The sequence below is a fragment of the Marinomonas aquimarina genome (assembly GCF_900089755.1).
In the GTDB taxonomy this organism is placed as follows: domain Bacteria; phylum Pseudomonadota; class Gammaproteobacteria; order Pseudomonadales; family Marinomonadaceae; genus Marinomonas; species Marinomonas aquimarina.
On record NZ_FLOC01000005.1, the window covers coordinates 1 to 23,224 of the forward strand.

Below are 23,224 nucleotides of genomic sequence, written 5' to 3' on the forward strand. Positions count from 1 at the left end.
ATACTTAGGCAATGTAATGATGACTCCCCGAGCCAACGGCAGAAGCTAAAAAGAGCTACTTGGAGCGATGATTATCGTGCTCAATTATTGTTTGGTTAAAAAGAGAACAAAGTATGCTCGAGCCCTGCAGGCTTCGTGGGTCCGCTGCACCCGCTTGTTACATGTTAATTTCTGGAAATGGATCATAAACTTTTTGGTGAAGTATTTGAGGAAATCTACTTTCAATAAGATCAATTAACCTTTCTACATCAAGTAGATATTTATAAACACGATTTTCACCGAAAATTGTTCTTGGCCATGTATAAATATGGGTAAACATATCTTCACTAACTGTATTATTTGGGCGTAATAGTTGTGCAAGGTTATAATGTGAGCTTTCAAAATTCATAAATGCACGTCTAAGCACTGGATCTTTTAGAGGTAAAGCACCTGGATTTCCTTCTCTGAAATGAAAACACATATCGCTAACATCAAAAAAATCTAGGTGGATTCTGGGATAAGATGCTGCACATGAATACAGCGTATGAATATCTATAAACTCAAAAAGACAACTCAGCACACTATAGTCATGCGTCGTTTGATCACTACCGTAATATGGGTAGCGGCCTGTACTTATTTTCGCTTCATGCCGTGCTTTCATCTCTCTTAGGGCATCGACCGTGTAGATGTTCAAATTTGAGGTATGGTCGATAATTTTGTGATGGTCTCGGCATAACCAGATCAGATTTTCATATGCATTTTTATCACATTTAATAGATTCGTTTGCTCTAGGTCCATTAACACCAACTATGTGCGCTCTTTCTCCAAGATTAACACGGCCATCAGAAAGTATTTTATTACAATATTTTCCTTCATAATTGAAGCTACATCGACCTCCTGCATTCGTAACAAGTAAAATTGTATCTGTGACACTTATAGATCTGTTTTTTTTACTACTCATCATTAACTCAGTCTGGAAAAGATATAGACATGTAACATTTTAATAGTACGCATGCTCGTTTACGCAGTGCCGGAGAACCTAAATAGTCCTCTCTAAAAACCTGTTTTAACACCACTTTTTAGACTTACCCCACAACAACTCAAGACAGAAAATCGAGCATGCGCGTTATATCATTTGTCCACAGCACGTTATTCTGGCTGCGTCATTGGTTAGTTATTGATCTTAATACACTTTCATTGACGCTTCTATGTCAAACCAAGAAAGCGAACCGCATTCAGATCATAGAAACAGGCAAACAACTTGTGAGAACAAAAATAAACTGTATATTTAAACAGTATCATTAAATCATCCACAAGGAGTGTGCGATGTCTTCCAGCCCATTTATGAATCACCTTCGAAACGAGTTACGTATACGCGGCTACAGCATGAAAACGGAGAAATCTTACTTATATTGGATTCGTTATTTCATTCGCTTTCATAAGCTCAAACACCCAAATCAAATGGGAGCCAACGAGGTAAGAGCCTTTCTTTCCTTTCTGGCAACAGAACAGCATGTTGCTATCAATACACAGAAATCTGCTCTGAATGCGCTCGCATTTTTATATAACAAAGTACTTGAACAGCCTCTTGGAAATCTTGGTTTTCAGCATGCCAAGCAAGGTCGGCGTTTGCCATCAGTACTCTCTGCCGCCGAAGTGAAGTTGATCATTGATCAAATTGAGAGTGAGCGAGATAGGCTGATGTTTGCGTTGCTTTACGGCAGCGGGCTTAGGATCAGTGAGTGTTTGAGGATTAGAATTCAAGACTTAAACTTGGAACAAGGCAGTCTTGTTGTTCGATGCAGTAAGGGCAATAAAGATCGAACGACTATTTTAAGCAGAAAATTAGAAAGCAGTATTTCAAAGCAAATTGAAACAGTGCAATTAGTTCAACAGCAAGATAATGCTAAAGGCTACGGGCCATCACTTCCCTTCGCTTTAAGCAAAAAATACCCTAATGCATTTCGGCAATTGAGTTGGATGTACTTATTCCCTTCGACCACATTAAGCCCTCATCCTTTAACAGGTGAGCTTTGTCGCCATCACCTGCATGACTCAGTGCCTAGAAAAATCCTCAAAAAAGCTGTTCAGCTAGCTAACATTCAAACCAAACGTGTGAATTGCCATACTTTTAGGCATTCGTTTGCGACCCATCTGCTAATGGCTGGTAGAGACATTCGCACTGTACAAGAGCTGTTGGGGCATAGCGATGTTTCTACAACACAGATCTACACTCATGTTATTGGACAATACTTTGCCGGAACCAACAGTCCTCTTGATAGCATTCTTTGAATTAAGGGAGCAAAGCGCGGTTGGTAAAGCCAAAGCTGTTTATCAGTATCCTAGTGAGATTACCGAGTTGGCTGGTTGATCCCTCGGGAACCGAGGTCCTACAGCTTTGATTCTTCGATTTATCGTGGGAATTGCTGGTTTGATCGCGGAGCGGAGTCCGCTCCTACAAGAACCGGTTAGTGGTGTTCCATGCGTTTGATTTGCGCGCTATCTACAAACAAAAGTGTCGGTGTCGAAGAATGAGACGAGACGTGCGCAAGCAAATTGAATTGCAGGGAATGGCGCAGCAAAGCGGTTGGTGAAGCCGAAGCTGGTTATCAGCAATCTAGCGATACCATCAAGGTTGCGAGATTCATCCCCGACTGAGTCGGGTCGTACGGCTTTGGGGCTTCGCTTTATCGTGGAGGTTGTTGGTTTGGTCGCGGATCGGAGACCGCTCGTACGGCTTTGGGGTTTCGGTTTGTCGTGGAGGTTGTTGGTTTGGTCGCGGGTCGGAGACCGCTCCTACGGAGTTCGGAGAGCGGTGTTCCGACATAATTAAAGTGAAGAATAGATCGGCCTGTAAGCCACGTATTACGGGGTGTGTATTTGCATCTAAAAAGTATATTTAACGAAGAATAGAAAAACTTTTTATAAATCAAAAAGCTACAAGTATTTAAAATATGCAGTTATTCAAAAGCTGGTAGGCGCAACTTTGCTGTACATTCTAGGACTTTCTCTACTCAAATCATGGATGAAGAGATGCTGTATTTCATCCAAATCTGAAGCAAATATTGAACTCGATTTTCACAGCCTCTCTAATAGAATAGACTAAATTTCGTACAACCATATACACTTACACTCTCCCAGAAATCGACCTACATCAGTCAGACCAGAAGTATGTCAGCTATAAAGCTACCAATAGAAGGCTTAGTTAATGTTTCAGAAGAGTGATTTAACTTTGACGGAATAGTTCGGGAAAAGACCAAACAGACGATCTCAACGAATGGTTGCTAAAGTCGCTAACTGCTTAGCCCCGCCACTTGCCTTAACAGTGCACCATAACGATCCAAGATTGGATCAATTTCATTTTTTGGGCTGTTTGAATAAAGCTGAGCGGTGGGAATGCGGTAGGTCTGATCGATATCGACATGAAGGACTTCAAGGGTGTAAGGAAGCTCACTAAGCTCTTGTAGCATTCTTAAGAAAACAAAAAGGTAAGGTTCTGATATGTCTACTACAGGGTAAAACGTGAAAGGATGTTCACATGGTATCAGGCCTATTAGTACATCATGATCGATATACATAACCCTTTCTCCGTTTATATTGTAGATACTTGAAGGATAGAAAGAACATGTTCAAAAATCGAGCAGGAACCAAGATCATGCACCATGGTGTTTGGGTATGATTTGATTACGAGTCTGTCTTTTTTCTTCTAACTAATGCTGGAGGGAGAATGCTTTCATATAGGGCTCTATCGTTCCGATATAGGTACTGATATTCTGTATAAGACTCCTTTGAAATCCTAAGTCTAGTCCACTCAGGATGCTCATTCACGATACGTCTAATCACGTTTGCAGACTCAACAAGTCGCCGTTTTCTTTTTAGAGAAAATCGCCACATTCTCAACCCTTTAATTTTGTCGACCTCTCTTTTCACTGCCTTGATATCAATCCCTAGAAGATTTGCAATTCTCTCATCACTACGGCCTAACAGTGTTAAAATTATCAGATGATAGCGGATTTCCTTCTCAAGCTTTTCCCTTTTGGTTTTCATCTCGGCTGTTTCTTTTCTGGTAGCTGGCGGTGTTATATTAAGCTTCTTGATACACGCTATGACGTTAAGACTTACCGCAGTCTCTTGAGCAATGTCTGTTAAGGTCTGCCCTTGGTTTACTAGGCTGATGACATCGCCACTTCGGTAACTTATCTCGTCATACGGTCCAATCCCCCCCTCGAATAACCAAAAAGAAAAGAGCATATGGTATGCAGGATGTACTTTGTCGTGAGTCTTGTGCAGAAAAAGTTGATTCACGAACTTAATTGATAAGTTACTTCTCATCCCTGAATCTAGCTCTAGGTCAGAAAGATATTCAAAAAAGCCTTCTCTTAACGCGCTATGGTTTATAAAACCCGCTTTATCAATAAGCCCCATGTCATCTAATCTTTGCGCATATACGATAGGATCATATTGGGCTTGAACAGAAACTATTCTAGATTCTAGAAAATCGTTACAGTACAGGGCGAAAGCTTTTGTCTTATCGTTACATGCAGCCGCTTCACATCCGTCTATCGGGCTTTTCAGTTCTTCATTAGAAGAAGGCTTAGCCTGAATGCTAATCAGTTGACATTCATGTTTAAAACATACTTCAACACTGGGAATTTGATGTCGGATATCCAAAATTGCATATCCCCTCTGAGCCCTCATCTCGTCAACGCATTTTGGGCAAAATTTATGTCGATTAATAAAGCCTGAACCAGTCCCAACTAAGCTCTTTGCTTGTATCGGTGCATGGTCGCTCCAAATCATAGTTTTACGACACTCGCTATTCTCTGCTTGAAAGTAATTAAACAGCGGGAAAAGCGTATGATTCATTATCAGGTTTTCAACATCTGTAGCTGTAGCATTTGCTAGTTTTCCTAGAAGACATGGAAGAAATGGATGAATATGGACACGTTGCATGTTGAACAATTCACCATAGGTATATTCAAGATCCATGAAGCCGTGCTTACGATGAATTCGTGTCACCCAACTATAGACAGTCTCAAACGGCTCGATGACTACAGTTCTCACACTACACCTCAAAGCACTTTAAGTGATCACGCTTCCAAAATAGTCCTAGCAAGACAGAAGAGGGAGATACGCGAGTTTTAAATAACTGTTCAGGATGCCAGAACATATTAAAAACGTCTTTTGGTGTATTAGTCGTAAAATCTGTTAGATAATCAAAACTAAATCCGATATCAGCTTCGATTTCACGGCGAAAGGAATGAATATGTTTGGTTCGCCCAAAGTTTTCAGGCCTATGCCAATGCTGAGTTTCACTCTTAATTTCAGTAAGCGCTTCTTGTATCCATTGCGGATTGGTTTTCATCTTGTCGTATAGTTTAACGATGAAGTCTTGCCAAGGCCGCTCCCATTCTTCAGCTTCCAAGATAGGCTCAGATATATCGATAACGTGATGTGGTAATTGATTATCCAAAACACTAAGAGAGTCATGCGTATGCAATCTCACATTATGAACTGTGCAATACATCAAACTAGGCAACTGATGAGACACATGCCAATATGCAATACCGATACGTTGCTGCTCTTCCTGAAAGCATATGGGACAGAGACGCCACCGATGATCTGAGTTGATTCGTGCTTCTCGATATCGATATCCTTTTCCACTTAAAACATACTTATAAAGGTCTTCGTACTCTGCTGATATTAGCAATAATGGAAGAGTTGTATGATTTAGCCTTAGCAGATATTCATCCGGTTCAGAGAAGCGATAACGCTCAATCACTCGATTGATATCAGTCCACAAAGGCGCTTTCACTTTGAATGAATGAAATGGTATGTCATGGAGCTTAAATCGATGACGACGAGTCAAAAACATATCTCCAGACTTATACCAATAACGTATCACAGCACTGTAAATGTGCTCATCTGGAAATAATTGAATATAGTTCACTTAACTCCCCTCGTGCTCTATTGTCTGTGGGCCTAATTTCACCAATCGTTTTGACTCCAAAGACTCTTTAAGACCACGAAATTTCTTTTTCTGCGAAGGGCTCAACTTGTTCTCATTGATAGCTTTTTCAATATCGCTTTTTACTTCTTGAGCGGCTTCTCCTTTTAGGGTCGAATGATCCACAAAGTGTTTTAAACTATTAATAGCCGGTCCGTAGCTTCCTTCATCTAAAAATTGCTGAACTGTTAATAGATCAGAAAAATTACCTGCTTTTCCTGACTTAATGAATTTAATAGCGCTCCCCAATAGAGGAAATTGCTTTTTGTGAACACGTTTTATCAAGGTTGTAGAAATACTTTTCTTTCCGCTCTGAATGACTTCCAAAAGGCATTCTTGCCACAACTTAAACAGATATGCAGGAACACCAGCGGTATAATCTTTCAAGTCATTCTCTAGGCTTTCTTTGCGCTCAATTGGTTTTGGAAGAGGTTGAAATAGAAAAATCTGCTCCATTGCCTTATCCCAAGCATCATCGCCTAGCGTTTGTAGCTCCATTAACTTACCCAATCGGCGTCGGTTATAGGATTTATTACCAAACAGCTTGATGGTGTCCGGCGTACCTATTTTCACCACTGGAATTTTCAGTTGATTGGATAGCTGGTCAAATAGATTAATCATTTCTGATCGAAATCGAGCTGACGAGACTTCCAAGTTCTGGAACTCATCAATTATCAGCACCCCAACGTGATGTTGATTCAAGGCCGCAATTAGCTTCTGTGTCATCCGTTCAACAGTAATGCTTTTTCTCGAACCTTTTAGTGCCTCCGAATGATTAGTGGGCCCATATTTGCTTTTAGACATTGCACGGTCCAGTTCTTCCAAAATAGCTATAATCAACCCAGACCGTGAAGCGTTATGAGGCATGTCAGCCTTCAAAAAGACCACCTGAGCGTCTTGAAAGCCTTCAATGTCGTGATCGATGACTTGAGGAAAACAAATGCTTGTAATTCGCTCTGTCATCAGACTTTTTCCGTTTCCGCTAAACCCTGTGACCAACATGGCTTCAGATGTTGTATCAGTATTTAGACTCGCACTCTTATAAAGCGACAATTCGGAAACATCGATATTCGGATCAGCTATGTCATAGCTAAACTTAACCACTTCGACGTCCATTGGGTTACGATGTAAATACCCTTCCTCAATCATCTTATAGAACTCAGTATAAAATGCCTTGTGATCATCTGTAATGATGAAAGAATGCTTCAGCTTTTTTATCTCCATTTCTAATTCATTCTGATTGAGCGTATCTCTATCCTGTGACTTAATTATTCGAGTTAACAGCTCTGAAAGTCGATTTGAGTCTACGCGATCAGGTAGCGCAGCAATCAAAGGATTTTTCGCAAGCTCAAACTGAATATCATCACGATAGCGTGCTTTTATAATTGTCATATGTTTTCCTGAAAATTAGGTTTATTAGTCTCTTATGAATAGTGAAAACTTGATTAATCCTCGTCGTCTTCAATATCTTCATCCTCGTTATCTATGCTGTCATTAATAGCCTGTAGGTATAAATGCACATCAGAAAATCGATTAACCATGCTTTCAAAATATCGGTTTTCTTTTATGGTTGAGATATCCGGCATAGGTGAATCTTGTTTCATGGAATTTGCTCTATTTATGAAGCTTTCTAAAGTATTAGTTAAATAAGCTCTGTACCCACGCTCATTATGTTCATGAGTGCGGGCCTCTTTCTTTTCTTGAATTTTTAGAAGTCTCACCTCATAAAAACTCATTCCTAGAAATCGACGATCCCTACTGTCTAGCTCAGCTATTTGGAGGCCATCTGGAGTATCGATATAAATGAAGTCAACGAGAGATTCGCTGTAACGACATGGAAATCTGTAGGCTTTGTTGCGATTAAGTTTCTGATCTTGATAGCCTGATGCCAGCATATAATCACAGTTATATCGAAGCCCCTTCTGAAGTAGATGGATACCTTCTCGATGGACACTTACCTCACCCTTAGGCATCAATTTTCTATACAACTCATGTTTTGGATATTCGACGACATAACCTGGACGATAGATTTCAGACCACTCACATAACTTTGCAGGAACAGCCTCGACGTTATCCAGTAGCATGCTTTGATCTTTAGGAAAATCTTTGACCAGATGAGTATTGTTACGATAGTTAATGAATATAACCGCTATGATGTATAGCTCTCTTATCGTTAGACATGCGTGCTTTCGTGCAAGTTGAGCACTGATATCGCTGATACTTTTTGTCTGATGGGCCTTGCTAATTCCTCGAAATACCTTCGAGAAAGAGTCGAACATTTTTTCTACATTTGGTTTATCGTCACCACGACCTGGTCGAGCGAATTTGATGGTCGTCTGAAGATCAAATACGGCCCCTTCAGATACCTTGTTTTTGAATTCAGCATTATCGACAAAAATGACGGATGGAACGCCATAGTATTGCCAACTGATCTCACCCGAATTAAACCCTAAAGATTCTAAAAATTCGGTTTTGTCTGTTGCTGCAAGCAATATGGCTTGGCGGATCGTATTGAATGAAGGATTCTCGGTTGTAATGTAAACGGCAACGATATACTTAGTGAATCGATCAACTACAAAGTAAAGCGTTGCTTTACCAATTTTTCGTGTTCGAGTTACATCCCAAATGGAAACAAGCTCTTCGTCGAGTGGAGTCTCGTCGATTTCAAACACTTGACCAAAAGCATTACATTCGACATGAGCGTTACCTGTTCGCCCAGCTCTATCTTTTTTACGGTCTATATCGTTAGACCTATTCCTATCTCGAACAGGAATAAGCCCATCACCTTTCTTGTCGAAGTGCCTTCTTAACTGATTGATAGATGGATACTCAGTAGGAAGCCTAAACTCATACTTATACTTTCTACCAGCAATGAGCTGCTCTTGCTTACTGAGTTTCACCTTCTTAAGGCGATAAAAATTTATTAACATCTTTTCATGGGCCTGCTCCATAGTTGGTCCATTCTTGACGTTATAACGCCTGTAAGCGTAGTCCATAGCCTTTAGATCGTATTCAACGAGCGCCTTCCCTTCATCTCCGTAGATATTGGGACGACCGAGTTTTTTCGGGGTCTTATTCTTCGCTTTAGATTCGGCGTGAATGCTCTTTCCAATTGGCAAAGCCAATGCCGCAATACGTTGACCATAGTAAAAATATGCATTTAATACATCGTAGACAAATTGTGCTGAGCGGTTGGATTCTTTGATGGTTTTTAATATCAGATCACCGGTTCGGTGATTCATAAATAAATCGTCATAGTTATCTAATAACGGCTTGATGACTTCATAACGTTCTAATGCTTTTTTACGTCCTTTTTCAGATAGATCGTCTAATGCCATATATGCACGAAGGTCCTGATGAACTTCAATCAGTTCAAGAGTGTTATCGTCGATAGCATTCAGAAGATCTTTATAGGAGGTGCTGAACGGAAAGGTCGGGGGTTTTTCGTGATTGATTAACCATACTTTATCTCGGGCTATATCAATACGAACAACAAGGTATGTATTAGCTGTTTCTATTTCACCATGTTCAACGCTTAATTCAGTATCGGTTTTCACTATCCCTACATTTACATTTAAGGACAAAAACGTTGAATTCTCTTCTAGTTGAGAAGCAGGGTAAGTATTCTCATCGATTAAATCAGTCATTTAAATGCACCCCCAGATCTGAGGCAGCCACTTCAAGTTTTAAGTACTGATTGAAATCCCATACTAACTTCTTGTGCCACATTGCGTTGTAAAATAACTGTACCCCCAATTGATAGTTACAACCTGTTGACTTAGATGCTTGATCAATCAAGTAAGCAGTACGCTCATGAGGTGCGTCCAAAATAGCGCCTGCAAAATTGTTCAACCAGCTTTTGCTTAACGTTGCTAAGTAATTAGGTAAAGTTCGATGGCGATATAACATCTCCAATGTCACACTAAAAACAGTTCTAAGTTTATTGCCTGTTACAAGGTGGTAGATATACCCCTGATCTTTTGCATACGCTTTCTGAAGGGCAAGCTTCTCCTCTGTTCGAAAAGTAAGATCATTTTCTTCCTCATGCTTAACCGCGATGACATGCGTCTCAATCTCACCCGTCTCTGGACTGATAAGTTCTGCAACGAAGTCAATCGTTTGGACTGCGGGTGTACTCACTTTATCGTGAGTTGGATGTTCGATTCCAAAATCATCTGCAACACCCAAACTGAAGTTTAATGGGATGGCAAATTGTTCATAAACATCTACCACCAAGGGATTACGCGCTAGATGGAGATACATCCACAGCTCATTTAGTGACAGTAAATGAACCAGCCTTCCATGGGTAAACTTGTGGGGAATCTTCACCTTAACTCCAGAGCTTCTTATGTCATCTGCACGCCAGAAAGGTGTGTACATATATTCAGGCTTCAAACTCTGAATGTGTTCTTCATACCACTTTTGCTGCCTCTCAATAGTTACCCCCTTTAGCTTCTTTCCCATCTCACCTAACTCCAACATGATTGATAGTGTCACTAGAACACACATATAGAATTAGCCAACAAAAGCTTTACCGTCAAGAACTTTTTTAAATCATAAGCCTTTGAATTTATTGATATTATTTCGTGTATATTATCTAAATCCATCTGATTTTTTATACACATTTCGAAATCAAAAAAAACAAATGGTAATATTTGTCACTAATTTAAGGCTATTTCATTTCGTGTATAATAAGTCAGATTTTACGTCAGTAAGGATCACAGTCTTGTGATAGGGAAATGTCTTTAATTTCTGATGGTTAGCTGGTTTCAAGGGTTGGATTTCGTTTCAGAAAGTCACATCAGCCGAGATAAACTTGTGCAAAAAAGTAAGATCACAGGTGTGAAAAAATCAGATTAGGGCCTGAAAAAATGCAGACGTGAGGCGTTAAATAGTCATTTTTAAGACCTAATACCTGTATAATAAGCCCCGTAAATCTCAAAGAAATCATGCCAAATTGGCCTCTTTTGAGCGCTTAAGGACGAGCAAATTGATCCCAAATTACCAAGAAATCATGCGCCCATTCCTTCATTTTCTTAATTCAGATCAAGAAAATGAGAGCAAGCTTCGCGACCTAATTAACCAAATATCGTCTCATTTTGGCCTCTCTGACGAGGAAAAGAATGAGCTTTTGCCAAGTGGTAAGCAGCGAATGATCGATAATCGTGTGGGTTGGGCTCGTACTTATCTGCTGAAAGCAGGCCTAATAGACAGCCCTAAACGAGCTCATTTCGTTATTACAGAACGTGGTAAACAAGCTCTATCAGAAAACATAGAGATCAATAATGAGTACCTAAAGCAGTTCGACGAGTTCATTGCTTTTAAGAATAAAAGCAATGAGATAGAGGTCGCTGATAACAATTGCCACACACAAGAACCTCTTGATAATGATGACATCACCCCAGATGAAGCGTTACTTAAGGCCTATCACCGTATTAACCAAGCACTTGAAGAAGAACTTCTAACTCGAACTAGAAAAGTCTCTCCTGCATTCTTTGAACAGTTACTTATCGATCTACTAATGGCGATGGGATACGGTGGAACAGGTGAAAGTACAGCTCATGCACTAGGTCAAAGCGGAGATAACGGTGTGGATGGCGTAATCAACCAAGATCCTTTAGGGGTTGATCAGATCTACATTCAGGCTAAACGCTACGCGGCTGGCAATAACGTCAGCTCTGGGGACATAAGGGATTTCTTTGGTGCACTGAATTTGAAGCGAGCCCAGAAAGGCCTATTCATCACCACGTCCGATTTCACAGCCTCTGCTACAAGCACTGCAAGAGACCTTGGATCGCGCATAGTTCTAATTAACGGCCAGCAACTTGCAAAGCTAATGTTGCGCTACAACATTGGTAGTCGTAATGAGCAGACTCTTCACCTTAAGAAGATTGATGAAGAGTTTTTTGAAGGGTAATAATTACTTAGAAGTACTGAAAATAAGCTCTTTTTAAGTTATATGTGTGACAGTAAATTAGGGGATTTTTCTCTAATTCTTTCAGATGACCTATACTTTCACCATTCAATTTATAGAATTGTTATGTTGTTTAACAATAAAACGATGTAAGCTTGATGGTGCATGAAGAAGACCATGTATTAAAATAGAGTTCCAGTTATTTTTGGATCCAGTCTGATCATCATAACTTTCTAACAATTCTTCTAGCAATTTGATCAACTTTCTAATTTTTATCTTTTTCTTCCTTGGAATATTTTTAATTACATTCGCAGGAAACACATTTAGAGAATTAATTTGTCCGCGAAGCCATTTTTCTATTCCATTTTTTAAAACTATACTTTCCGCATGAAACTTAATAGATAATATCTCATTATGATTCTCATCCACATAATCAATTTTCGGATCGATCAATTTTTTATTGGCATCGTGTGAAAAAGATATTGTTAAAAGCCTATCTTTTAAGAAGTTATCAAAGTACGGATGCAATATTCGCTCATTATTATTTCCTTTTAGAGTTCTCCCTCTTTTTTTATTACAACTACAAGCAGGAACCAAATTTCTAGAAAAAACAGTCCAAGCTGGATAGTCTTCTTTTGGCATGATGTGATCTAACTCCTGGGGATAGAATGCTCCACACATAGGGCAAACTTCTGGTGATGAGTCTCTTAGAATAGATATAAAAGATAACTCTTTAGGAGGTGAGTTATAATTTTTCAATAAAGCAGATTTTAAATCCAAATCTATTCTCACAAAAGAAACATTGAATGCGTTTCCTTTTTTTTGATTATAATCTCTGTAAGAATTCTCTACTTTATTTTTATCTCTTAGAAGTAATGGATAGCTTGTCCTAGACAAGGATTTATTTTTTGACAGATCATCTAAAACTTTAATATCATCCACTTCTGGAAAATTCATTTTCTTCATAACTAAGACATCCGATCTTTTAAATGAAGTAGAGTCGAGAGAGAAACCTCATTACTTAATTGATCATTAACTTGCTCAAAACTCATTCCTTTCACTCTAGAATAAACCTTTTCCACAAGATTGTTATCAACATCCTCTTCAAAAACGAATTGCGATATCGATTCAATATCTGATCCAAAAGTTCTTAATCTAGGAGAGGAAATAGATATCTCGTTATTGTCAGATCTTTTAAAAACATGCACCTGCTCACGTGATACTTCTCTAACAAAGTAAGCTGAATGAGTAGCAATTAATGCTTGTGAGCCTGTTTTTTCAAGAAGTTGATCTAGCAATCCAACAAAATCTGAAATCATATTAGGGTGCATGTGAGTTTCTGGCTCATCTAACAATACGAAAGATCCATTTTCAATGTGCAAACAGCATAAAAGGGCAAACTTTAAAAAAGTTAATTGGCCACTACTTAATGAAAATAGACCACTTTCAAACTGAAATTTTGGCTCAGACTTTGTATCGATACTACCCCAAATTTCAAGTGAAGCTTGCTCACCCCCAAGCCTATCCAGTTCTAATAGTCCAATAATTTTTCCTATATCTGTTTTAAGCACCAAGTTGTGAACAGGCATACTCATGCGCAAGGCGTTTGTAAATAGTTCCCACCTTGAACTATGCCCAATACGTTGTTTGTTACGAACTAGTTGTATAATTAATTCATTTATAGAGCGGGATCTTTTAGATCTCCCATTTCTAGTCAATATTAATCGGCGGTAATACATCTTTTGTGTGGAGGGACGCTCACTTGGAAAAGTATTCTGCGCTTCACCAGGCGTTGATATAGCTAGAAGCCTATTGATCATAGGGCGATCATTCCGACTGCTTATATCCGTAAGAGATATATTAGAGTCGCTATATTGTAATGCTGCCCTACAAAACGATCTTAATGCATGGCTTTTCCCTAGGCCATTCTTTCCGATTAAAATATTTAACCTTTTTGGGATTAAACTATTTTTTTCGTATTTCAAGTTAACAATGTGATCATTATCAAATCCATCAAGCTTAAACCTCAGCTTCAAGTTATTTGAAACCCCATCAAATCTTTCATTAATTTCCTCAGAAATCAGGCTATTTGCATTGTGGAAAGCGAAGAAACTTTCTGAGTTTCGCATAAAACCAAGCTTAAAAAGCTTAGACTTTTGGATTTTATCAAGCCAACTTTCAGAAGAATTTTTATAGAAAACCACATCATTAATTTTAGCCAAAACTGATCTAAAAAAATCAGGTCCTAATTCATCTAGTGCAAAACGATAGTCTCCCATAGACGGCAACATAGTGAAAAATTTCAATTTCTTTAATTGGCCATTTATCTCTTCTGGTGCATGATTAAATAAGAAAGAAAATTCTTTTTCAACTTCATCTAATGGATCTCCATCTATTTCAACAGCTAAAAAACCAATAAAGGCTTTAAACGTAAAAAGAGAATCACTACCCTCATTTAAAACAGTAATCTCACATTTTATTCCATAACCAAAATCATTCCAACGTTCATGAGAAGGATTTATAAATACTGTATTTTTTTCAAATGTAGGAGTGTAGCCAAACAAAACCTTTAAATCATAATCTTTTTTCACAAATTGAGCTCCATTTAAACCGCTACTAACTCCGATAATAGCCCTTAATCATTAAGGGTACTAAATATGCCTTTCCTACTGTAGTCAGCCATTTAAATAATCCTTTTTAATTTGTTACTCACTCGCTAAAAGCTGTGTATATGAGCTCTCTAACTTGCTTTAGTGAGCTATTACATCAACTACTTTTCTGCACTCTAATGGTGCTCTTAAGCTGTAGCTCCATCCACTAGGACATCGGTTAGCTTTAGCTGGGTGGCTTTGCTGTCAGCGAGTTTGGCTTTTAGCTGGTCGCAGAGGGCCATTAGTTGATCGACTTTGGCTGAAATATCTGACTGAGCCTTCTTGGGCGGTATCGCGACCACAATATTTGATAGGCTGTCGATATTTAGTTTTGGCATCTTTATTCGGTTCTCCAGTGCTCTTACTTGAACTAGAAAAGGCTCAGACAAAATGGTCTTCAACGCAAAGGGAGCATTTATCATAGCCTCTAGCGGATACATATCTGCACTGCATAGCCCATCAAACTCAGCAATAATAGCTTTAGACAGCGAAGGACGAATTTTTGAATATAAAATCTGCCCTTGGTAAAACCTATTATTAGGTCCTTTGACTCCAGCCTCTCTGACAGTCCTTTTAAACAATAAACGTCCTGTCCCTTTCTCAATATTATCTGGTGCCACCTGCTCAAAATCAGGGAAGTCACTAGACTGAACAAGTTCAGATTTCACATTTACAATAGAAGCAAACCGACACCACTCCCATCCCTTGGGCAGTTGAAATGGTTTTTCATCATCGCGGATCGGCGGTAGTGGTTTCTGTTTTTTTATTTTCTTTTGCTTAACCAGCTCTTCTTTTTCGGCGGCGATGCGTTTGAGTAGTTCCGACGCGGGTTCGTCGTTGGGGTCTTGGGGTACAAGTTTGCCCATCACGGCGAGTTGCAGGATAGTTTGTTTTAGCTGGTCGATGCTTTGCTCGGTGGAAAACAGCAGATCAAAGTGGGCGCTTAGGCGTTGCCAGTTTTGCCCTAGTTCTTCGGCATCGGCACTTTGTAGTAGGGTATCCAGTAGGATTTGCACCAAGGTTTGGTGAGCATTGATGCTGGATTCGGTTTGCTGCTCCAGCTGATCGCAAAGAGCCATTAACTCATCGACTTTAGCAACGATACGGTGCTGTTCGGTTAAAGGTGCAAATGGTAGGGGATTGAGTGCAAAGAAGTCTTTTGGAACTCGCTTTTGACCTGCTGATCCTGTCATTTTTGTTTCACCAACCTTAAGAAACATTGGCGCTTTTAAATATAACAGTACAAATTGAGGGTTAAGAGTATCAGGAATTGGTCTAGCAACATGTAGTTCGGTTGTACCAGCTCCAATACCAGATTCAAGATTGCGAAAAACGGCTGCTTTACTATTTTCAAAGCAGGGCGTTATCTTCGCGATAGCAAAATCACCATTTGCGAAATGGGTATACCCCTTCTTAACATCTTTCCACGCTCTAGGTTCAGAATCATGAGAACCGTCTAGCCTTGTTGAAATTAGTGGCATAGGAATAAATGAAACTATGGTTTCATCTTCTACATCGGGGTTTCTTGGGCCAACCTCTGCCAATTCAGCGATTCTAGTCCACTCCCAACCTTCCGGTAGCCCGAAGGGCTTTTCGTCTTCGCTAATCTCTGGCAGTTTTTTAGGCTTTTTGATTTTCTTTTGTTTTACCAGTTCTTCTTTCTCAGCTGCAATACGCTCTAGCAATACCGAAGCGGGTTCATCATTAGGATCTTGGGCAACCAGTTTGCCGCGCACCGCCAATTCAAGAATCAGCTCACGTAGTTTTTTAATGCCGTAAAATTCTCGCTTACTACCGCCTCCACGACCCGCGCTGGATTTGTCTTTAACCGCACCTGTCCAAAGGTCAATATGCTGGGTAATCAGCTGTTGTACCTTGTCTTTTTGTGGAAGGTCTTTTTGTAGAGAGTGAAGCACAGCCATTAGCCACGTTCCTCTTCCGAGTCGTCTTGCTGGCTATTCGCCGTGCTCATTAGTGCATCGCCTAAGATATTTTTCAGCTGTAGGCGCAGTTCGCTGATTTGGGTTTGCTGCTGCTGGTAAGTTGCCAGTAGCTCTTCTGGATCGTGCACTTCCACTTCTTCTTGGTATGGATTTTTAATATCCAAGTTGAAGTTACGAGCGATGATGTCATCAATGGAGACTTTCCACGCTTGATTGGTTTCGACGCGGCTGGCGAAGCCATCTTCTTCATTGCCCCACCAGTCGATTTCCGTTTGAAACTCTTCAAACTTCATCGGCTTACCTTTGTTGTAGTTCTTCACACCTTCTGGATACGGATGCTCGTAGAACCAAACGTCTTTGGTTGGCTGGCCTTTGGTAAAGAACAAAATATTGGTCTTGATACCGGTGTATGGGTTAAATACGCCATTGGGTAAACGCACGATGGTGTGCAAGTTACACTCTTCGGTCAGTAGCTTTTTGATCTTGGTTTTTACGCCCTCACCAAACAGCGTGCCGTCTGGTAGTACCACGCCAGCACGCCCTTTGTTGCGAAGAACTTCAATAATAAGCTGTAAGAACAAATCCGCCGTTTCACGGGTTTGCATCTCCGCCGGGAAGTTCTTTTCGATACCGTCTTCTTCTGTGCCACCAAATGGTGGGTTGGTGGCGATCACATCAATATCGCTGTCCCAGCTCGAAAGCGGTTTGTTAAGCGTATTGCCATGACGTATTTGTGAAGGTACTTCGATACCGTGCAGCATCATATTGGTGATACACAACAAATGCGGTAGCTGTTTCTTCTCTACGCCATGGATTTGCTTTTGCAGGGTTTGATGGTCTTCGGTGGTTTTTACATAGTTGTCTTTAACATGGTCAAAACTACACGCGAGGAAACCACCTGTGCCTGCGGCAGGGTCCATGATGTTCTCGCCCAACTTAGGGTCTAGACGACTTACAATAAACTTAGTCACAGCGCGTGGCGTATAGAACTCGCCTGCATTACCCGCGCTTTGTAGATCACGCAGAATCTGCTCGTAGATATCACCAAATAAGTGACGCTCTTGAGAGTCTGTAAAATCAATCTCGTTAAGTTTGTTGATCACCTGACGCAGTAAGGTGCCGTTTTTCATGTAGTTGTAGGCATCGCTAAAGGCTTCTTTCACCACAAAGCCACGCGGGTTTAAATCTCGCGGAGCGTTCAGCGCTTTCATATCAGGAAATAGATCGTCGTTTACGAAGTCTAAAAGCTCTTCACCGGTAATGCCTTCAGGATCAGCCGCCCAGTTACGCCATAAGTAGTTTTCTGGAATCGGGGCTTTATAGTCGTCTAGTTCAAATTCTAGCTCTTCTTCTTGAGCGTCAAAGACTTTCATGAATAGTAGCCAAGACATTTGGCCTAAGCGCTGAGCATCGCCGTCTACACCGGCGTCTTTACGCATAATGTCTTGAATGGATTTGATAACGGTACTGATCGACATAAGTTTCTCTATTAACTGAATTCTGTAGTGACGTAAACGTCAGATCATTACAGCCAAAGAGTTACGTTTCTTTGGCTGTAATGCTTTGTATTAGGCGGATTTAGGCTGGTATAGCTCGTTTTCTAAATCGTGTACGGCGGCGAAGTAAGACTCCTTACTTCCAAAGCCTTTTTTGATGATTTCTAGGGGACGGCCTAGTTCATCGAATGGCGTCACTTTTAGCACATTGATATTTTCAATCTCGTTCACACCCGCATCGGCGTATTTATCCAATAAGCGGCTAAGTACATCCTGAGCCACGCCATCGAATTTCGTGAAGTAGTTGCGCTTTTTGACGTTGTTCGCACGCTCTTTACGGGTCAAAGGCGGCTGATCATATACGATATGACAAATCATATCGAACGGGTCGAGGTCTTTACCGACTTCTTGCTCTAGGATTTCCCAGATCACACCATGCTCTTCCAGCTCTTCGATGATGGCTTGCTTTTTATCGGCGTCTTGCCATTTCTTCACGAATTCATCGAGGCTGGCGAACTGTTTATTAATAGTCTTACGGGTGTAGTCTTTAAACGACTCAGTGACCAATTTGCCATCGGAATCGTAGTATTGAATACGCTCAGCTAGGGTTTTAACTTTCACACCTTTGACATGGAACTTGCGTACCTTAACTTCATCATTCCAGTCATCCTCTGTCAGGTTGTAATCACCGTTATCTGATGAGCTCGAATCATCGTGTTGATACTCTTTTTCCGGCTCTTGAACAGAGTCAGGATCAATATTGTCATCGGTTAGAATACTGTCTTCATCACCTTCAATGATGGTGTCGAGTATCTCATCGTCTTCGAAATCTCCAGGACAAGTCACTTTCACTTGTTCTGGCTCACCATCAAAGCGTGGATCTGCAAACAGTTCGGTCGCTTTTTTGAAGTCCAAAATGGTAAACCAAAGTTTGCCGTATTTATCATCGATGCGTGTGCCACGACCAATGATCTGCTTGAACTTAGTCATCGACTGAATACCTTGATCCAGTACCACTAACTTACAGGTCTTAGCGTCTACGCCTGTGGTCATTAGCTCCGAAGTCGTTGCAATCACTGGGTACGCTTTTTTCGGATTGATAAAGTTATCTAGTTGAGCCTTACCTGCATCATCGTCGCCGGTAATACGCATCACATACTTTTCATTCTTTTTGACTTGCTCAGGATTAAGGTTTACCAAGGCCTGACGCATACGCTCAGCATGATCAATGTCGTTACAAAAGACGATCGTCTTGGCCATCGGATCGGTGCGTTTTAAGTAGTTTGTGATGGTTTCGGCAACTAACTTTGTTCGATCATCAATGACAATCGTTCGATCAAAATCTTTCTGGTTGTAAATGCGGTCTTCGATAACATGACCATTTTTATCGGTCTGGTCTTTGTTCGGACGCCAACCTTGAACATCGATATCAATATCCACACGGATGACTTTATAAGGCGCAAGGAAACCGTCTTCGATACCTTGTTTCAGTGAATAGGTATAGATCGGATCACCGAAGTATTCGATGTTGGACACTTCTTCCGTTTCTTTTGGCGTCGCGGTCAAACCAACTTGAGTCGCACTGCTAAAGTAATCCAATATCTCACGCCAAGCACTGTTTTCAGCAGCGCTACCGCGATGACACTCGTCGATAACGATCAGATCAAAGAAGTCTGGATCTACTTGCTTGTAGGCTTTTTGCGCTTCTTCAGGGCCAGTTAAGGCTTGGTAAAGCGCCAAATGAATCTCGTACGAGGGATCAACTTTACGATTTTTAATCTTTGTCATGGCTGAGCCAAACGGTTGAAAATCGTTGATGAATGTCTGATCCACAAGAACGTTACGATCTGCCAAAAACAGAATTCGCTTCTTGGCACGCGCCTTCCACAATCGCCAGATAATCTGAAAGGCGGTATAGGTTTTACCTGTGCCTGTTGCCATTACGAGCAAGTTACGATCTTGCCCTCTGGCAATTGCTTCAACTGTCTTGTTGATGGCTTGAAGCTGGTAGTAACGAGGTGCTTTGCCTGTGCCATCGTCGTGGTAGTCTTGCGTCACGATTGGCAACTGATCGCTTTCATAGCCTTTCCACTGCGCGAACTTAAGCCACAGCTGCTCTGGCGTTGGAAAGTCTTCTAAAGAAATTTCAGTTTCAATCTGTGCGGTATTGGTTTTGTCATGGAATAAAAAACCATCGCCATTGGTGGAAAACACAAATGGCACTTCCAACAGCTTGGCGTAGCCAAGGCCCTGCTGCATACCTTTGCCAATCTCAAACTTGTTGGCTTTAGCCTCAATGACCGCTAACGGCATACCCGTTTTGTGATACAGCACGATATCTGCGGCTTTGACTTTTTGACGGGCGGCCATCTGCCCTCGAACCACCACCTTACCGTCTTTCAGTTTCACTTCCTGACGAATCTGGGTCATATCATCCCATCCTGCGCTTTTGACAGCAGGCAGAACGAGCTTAGTGATGATATCGGTTTCAGTAAGATTGGCTTTGTTAATCCCTTGAGGCATGCAAGTAATCCATAACTATATGTAGATGACTTGATATTAACTTACTTTTTAGACCATTCCGATAGAACCAATGTGACAGTTCTTGGAAAGCATCACTCAGATCACCGATATTTTCTTATGCAAGTCGTAATTTTCGGAATTTTAGTCAGCTAGAACAACCTTATGAGCTAGAACTAAGAGGCTTGTATCAGTAAATGATGTGAAAACTCATCCTATTCACATCACAATTTGATGCGAATATTGTGCGTATTCACATCACAATTTGATGCGAATATTGTGCGTATTCGCATCACTATTTGATTTGAATAACTAGTTACTCAAATACATGGATTTTTGGACATCCAAGCTATTAACCAAATGCCTAATTCCTCTAGGGTTTGACCTTGCTGACCTTTGGAGATAACAGATCATTCCATCCACTCTCTTTTCAGCGAAGAACAATCTCTATTCTTCACTGAATTATCTTCTTCTTCGTTTTCATTAGTTCGGAACAGCGGTTCAATGAGGGTGAATTTTGCAGGAATTTATTAACTAAACGATATAGTAAATAAAAAGGGTTGACGATGGGCTTTATCTCTATTAATTTACCTTATCGTTTAGTTATTAATTTTGATGCCAAGAGGCATTGTTTCATCCGATAGGAGTCTTTCATGCAAAGCAATAATGGTTACTACGGTGAGTTTGGCGGGAGTTACATCCCTGAGATTCTCTACTCTAGCCAGCAGCAAATTCTTCACGCTTTTGAAGAGGCGAAGAACGATCCAGCATTTATTGCGGAGTTGAAGGACACTTGGCAGAACTATTCTGGCCGCCCTACGCCGTTGACGTTCTGTAAGAACCTTACTGATCACTTCGGTGGTGCGCAGATTTATCTAAAGCGTGAAGACTTGAACCAGTCTGGCGCGCATAAGATGAACAACGTAATCGGCCAAGCGCTGTTAGTGAAGCGTATGGGTAAGAAGCGTGTGATCGCAGAAACCGGTGCCGGTCAGCACGGGGTAGCGACGGCGTTGATCGCGGCGCGTTTGGGCCTTGAATGTACGATTTACATGGGCGCGAAAGACGTGAAGCGTCAGTACCCGAACGTGTTCTGGATGAAGCAACTAGGTGCGACCGTTGTGCCTGTAGCCGAAGGTGCGCAGACGCTGCGTGACGCCTTGGACGAAGCATTACGTGACTGGTCTTCGAGCCATGAAGACAGCCACTACCTGATCGGTACGACGTGTGGTTGTGCGCCATTCCCAGAGATGGTGGCGTTCTTCCAGTCGGTGATCGGTGAAGAAGTGAAAGAGCAAAGTATGGCGCAGTTTGGCCAATACCCTGATCGCTTGTACGCGTGTGTGGGTGGCGGTTCCAATGCCTGTGGTTTGTTCTTGCCATTCCTAGAGGAAAAACAAGTAGAAATGGTCGGCGTTGAAGCCGGCGGTAAAGGCTTGGAGCTAGGCCAACACTCGATCCGTCTATCCAACGGTTTGGGTCAAAAAGGCATCGCGCAAGGCTTTGCGACTATGTTCTTACAAGATGAAAACGGTCAGCTACAAGAAACACATTCTATCGCGGCGGGTCTAGATTACGTGGGCGTGTCCCCCATCATTGCTCACTTGGCGCAAGAAGGTCGCATTCAGATGACCTACGCCATGGACGACGAAGTGGTTGAAGCCTGTTCTTTGTTGCTGAAAAAAGAAGGCATTATCCCAGCATTGGAATCGTCTCACGCCCTAGCGGGTGCGTTTAAAGATGCGCCAAATCTGCCAAAAGAGTCACGTATCGTGATCAACTTGTCAGGCCGTGGCGATAAAGACATCTTTAACGTGGCGAAAGCAATGAACGATGCGACCTTCCCTGAGTTCTTGGAAGATTACATGGCAGACTACAATTCAGATAACGAAGGGGAAGCGTAAGCATGAGTCAGTTAGCACAATACATCGCTGAGAAACGTCAGCAAAAGCCAATCCTGTCGATGACACACGTGGTCTATGGCTACCCTTCTGTAAAAGAAAGTTTGGATTGGATGGCGACGCTTTTAGAAGCGGGCGCGGACTTTATCGAAGTACAGTTCCCGTTCTCGGATCCTGTGGCCGATGGCCCTACGATTGTGGCGGCCTGTCACGGTGCGCTGCACGATCAGACGTTAACAGTTGAGCAGTGTCTAAAAGACATCGGTCAATTGGGTCGTGATTTCCCTCAAGCGCGTATCGCGCTGATGAGCTACCTAAACCCAATGTACCGTTACGGTTTGGAAAAGCTGGTAAAGCGTTGTGCCGAAGAAAACATCCTTGGTTTGATCCTACCGGATCTACCATATGAGCAAGCTGGTGATCTACGTGAATACTGTGCAGCCAACGGCATTGATCCAGTGTGGTTGGTAACGCCGGTCACACCCAAAGATCGTTTGGCGTTTTTGGCGAGCGAAGCCAGCGGTTTCTTATACTGTGTGGCGCGCTCAGGTGTCACAGGTAACTCCAACCACAATGGCGGCGAGCAGCAATCATTGGATGAGTACCTCGCGGAAATCAATGAACACTCGAATGCACCGATTGGTGTGGGTTTTGGTATCCGTGAAAAAGCCCATGTGGACGCACTAAAAGGTAAAGCAGACGTGGCGATCATTGGTTCTGCACTGCTAGACGCTTACAACAAAGGCGGTAAAGAAGAAGGCTTGAAGCTGTTTAATAGCTTGTTTAACGCTTAATTCAAATTAGAAGCCATTC

The 23,224-nt window shown here is 41.4% G+C and carries 16 protein-coding genes; 4 read left to right on the plus strand and 12 right to left on the minus strand.

The genetic code is table 11. The annotated features are described in order from the left end of the window. Window positions 1-157 precede the first annotated feature (157 nt). On the minus strand, window positions 158-943 hold the full coding sequence (locus MAQ5080_RS05375; RefSeq protein WP_156731483.1) for a hypothetical protein: 786 nt from the start codon (window positions 941-943) through the stop codon (window positions 158-160). Window positions 944-1,305: 362 nt separating this feature from the next. Here MAQ5080_RS05375 and MAQ5080_RS05380 point away from each other — a divergent pair, with 362 nt between their 5' ends. Further along, entirely contained in the window at window positions 1,306-2,271 is a 966-nt protein-coding gene (locus MAQ5080_RS05380) for an integron integrase (protein WP_067206602.1), read from the plus strand. A gap of 1,001 nt (window positions 2,272-3,272) precedes the next feature. On the opposite strand, the gene MAQ5080_RS05385 is transcribed toward MAQ5080_RS05380, so the two are convergent. From MAQ5080_RS05385 to MAQ5080_RS05410, 6 genes are all read right to left on the minus strand, one after another. Then, window positions 3,273-3,557 carry a hypothetical protein gene (locus tag MAQ5080_RS05385; protein ID WP_067206605.1) on the minus strand — a complete coding sequence of 95 codons (285 nt, stop codon included), beginning with the start codon at window positions 3,555-3,557 and terminating at the stop codon, window positions 3,273-3,275. 106 nt (window positions 3,558-3,663) lie between these two features. Next, window positions 3,664-5,043 (minus strand): TnsD family Tn7-like transposition protein, encoded by a 1,380-nt coding sequence (locus MAQ5080_RS05390; RefSeq protein ID WP_067206608.1) that lies wholly within the window; start codon window positions 5,041-5,043, stop codon window positions 3,664-3,666. A 1-nt stretch (window position 5,044) separates the two neighbouring features. Next, a complete protein-coding gene (locus MAQ5080_RS05395) occupies window positions 5,045-5,929 on the minus strand; it encodes a TniQ family protein (RefSeq protein ID WP_067206612.1) in 885 nt (294 codons plus the stop codon). After that, the gene (locus tag MAQ5080_RS05400) at window positions 5,930-7,378 is read right to left on the minus strand and encodes a TniB family NTP-binding protein (protein WP_067206615.1); all 1,449 of its coding nucleotides are present in this window, start codon (window positions 7,376-7,378) and stop codon (window positions 5,930-5,932) included. It abuts the gene before it with no gap. A gap of 53 nt (window positions 7,379-7,431) precedes the next feature. Beyond that, complete coding sequence (locus MAQ5080_RS05405) at window positions 7,432-9,633, minus strand: TnsB C-terminal domain-containing protein (protein ID WP_067206618.1); 2,202 nt, start codon at window positions 9,631-9,633, stop codon at window positions 7,432-7,434. After that, window positions 9,626-10,450: a TnsA endonuclease N-terminal domain-containing protein gene (locus MAQ5080_RS05410; RefSeq protein WP_067206621.1), complete on the minus strand. Its 825-nt coding sequence runs from the start codon at window positions 10,448-10,450 to the stop codon at window positions 9,626-9,628. The genes MAQ5080_RS05405 and MAQ5080_RS05410 overlap by 8 nt, the downstream gene beginning before the upstream one ends. 526 nt (window positions 10,451-10,976) lie before the next feature. Between MAQ5080_RS05410 and MAQ5080_RS05415 the strand changes: the two genes are divergently transcribed. Next, window positions 10,977-11,903 carry a restriction endonuclease gene (locus MAQ5080_RS05415; RefSeq protein ID WP_067206624.1) on the plus strand — a complete coding sequence of 309 codons (927 nt, stop codon included), beginning with the start codon at window positions 10,977-10,979 and terminating at the stop codon, window positions 11,901-11,903. 105 nt (window positions 11,904-12,008) lie between these two features. On the opposite strand, the gene MAQ5080_RS05420 is transcribed toward MAQ5080_RS05415, so the two are convergent. The 5 genes from MAQ5080_RS05420 to hsdR all read right to left on the minus strand — a co-directional run bounded on the left by MAQ5080_RS05420 (window position 12,009) and on the right by hsdR (window position 20,513). After that, window positions 12,009-12,866 (minus strand): hypothetical protein, encoded by an 858-nt coding sequence (locus MAQ5080_RS05420; RefSeq protein WP_067206627.1) that lies wholly within the window; start codon window positions 12,864-12,866, stop codon window positions 12,009-12,011. A 2-nt stretch (window positions 12,867-12,868) separates the two neighbouring features. Continuing rightward, on the minus strand, window positions 12,869-14,491 hold the full coding sequence (locus MAQ5080_RS05425) for an ATP-dependent nuclease (RefSeq protein ID WP_067206629.1): 1,623 nt from the start codon (window positions 14,489-14,491) through the stop codon (window positions 12,869-12,871). A gap of 206 nt (window positions 14,492-14,697) precedes the next feature. Beyond that, complete coding sequence (locus MAQ5080_RS05430; RefSeq protein WP_067206632.1) at window positions 14,698-16,473, minus strand: restriction endonuclease subunit S; 1,776 nt, start codon at window positions 16,471-16,473, stop codon at window positions 14,698-14,700. Then, window positions 16,473-17,972 (minus strand): N-6 DNA methylase, encoded by a 1,500-nt coding sequence (locus tag MAQ5080_RS05435; protein WP_067206635.1) that lies wholly within the window; start codon window positions 17,970-17,972, stop codon window positions 16,473-16,475. Before MAQ5080_RS05435 ends, MAQ5080_RS05430 begins: the two co-directional genes overlap by 1 nt. A gap of 90 nt (window positions 17,973-18,062) precedes the next feature. Next, window positions 18,063-20,513, minus strand: coding sequence for an EcoAI/FtnUII family type I restriction enzme subunit R (hsdR, locus tag MAQ5080_RS05440; protein ID WP_067206638.1), 2,451 nt, complete (start codon window positions 20,511-20,513; stop codon window positions 18,063-18,065). A gap of 650 nt (window positions 20,514-21,163) precedes the next feature. On the opposite strand from hsdR, the gene trpB reads away from it, so the two are divergent. Beyond that, window positions 21,164-22,414, plus strand: a complete 1,251-nt coding sequence (gene trpB / locus MAQ5080_RS05445; RefSeq protein WP_067206641.1) for a tryptophan synthase subunit beta — start codon at window positions 21,164-21,166, stop codon at window positions 22,412-22,414. A gap of 2 nt (window positions 22,415-22,416) precedes the next feature. After that, a complete protein-coding gene (gene trpA / locus MAQ5080_RS05450) occupies window positions 22,417-23,205 on the plus strand; it encodes a tryptophan synthase subunit alpha (RefSeq protein ID WP_067206644.1) in 789 nt (262 codons plus the stop codon). Window positions 23,206-23,224: the final 19 nt, after the last annotated feature.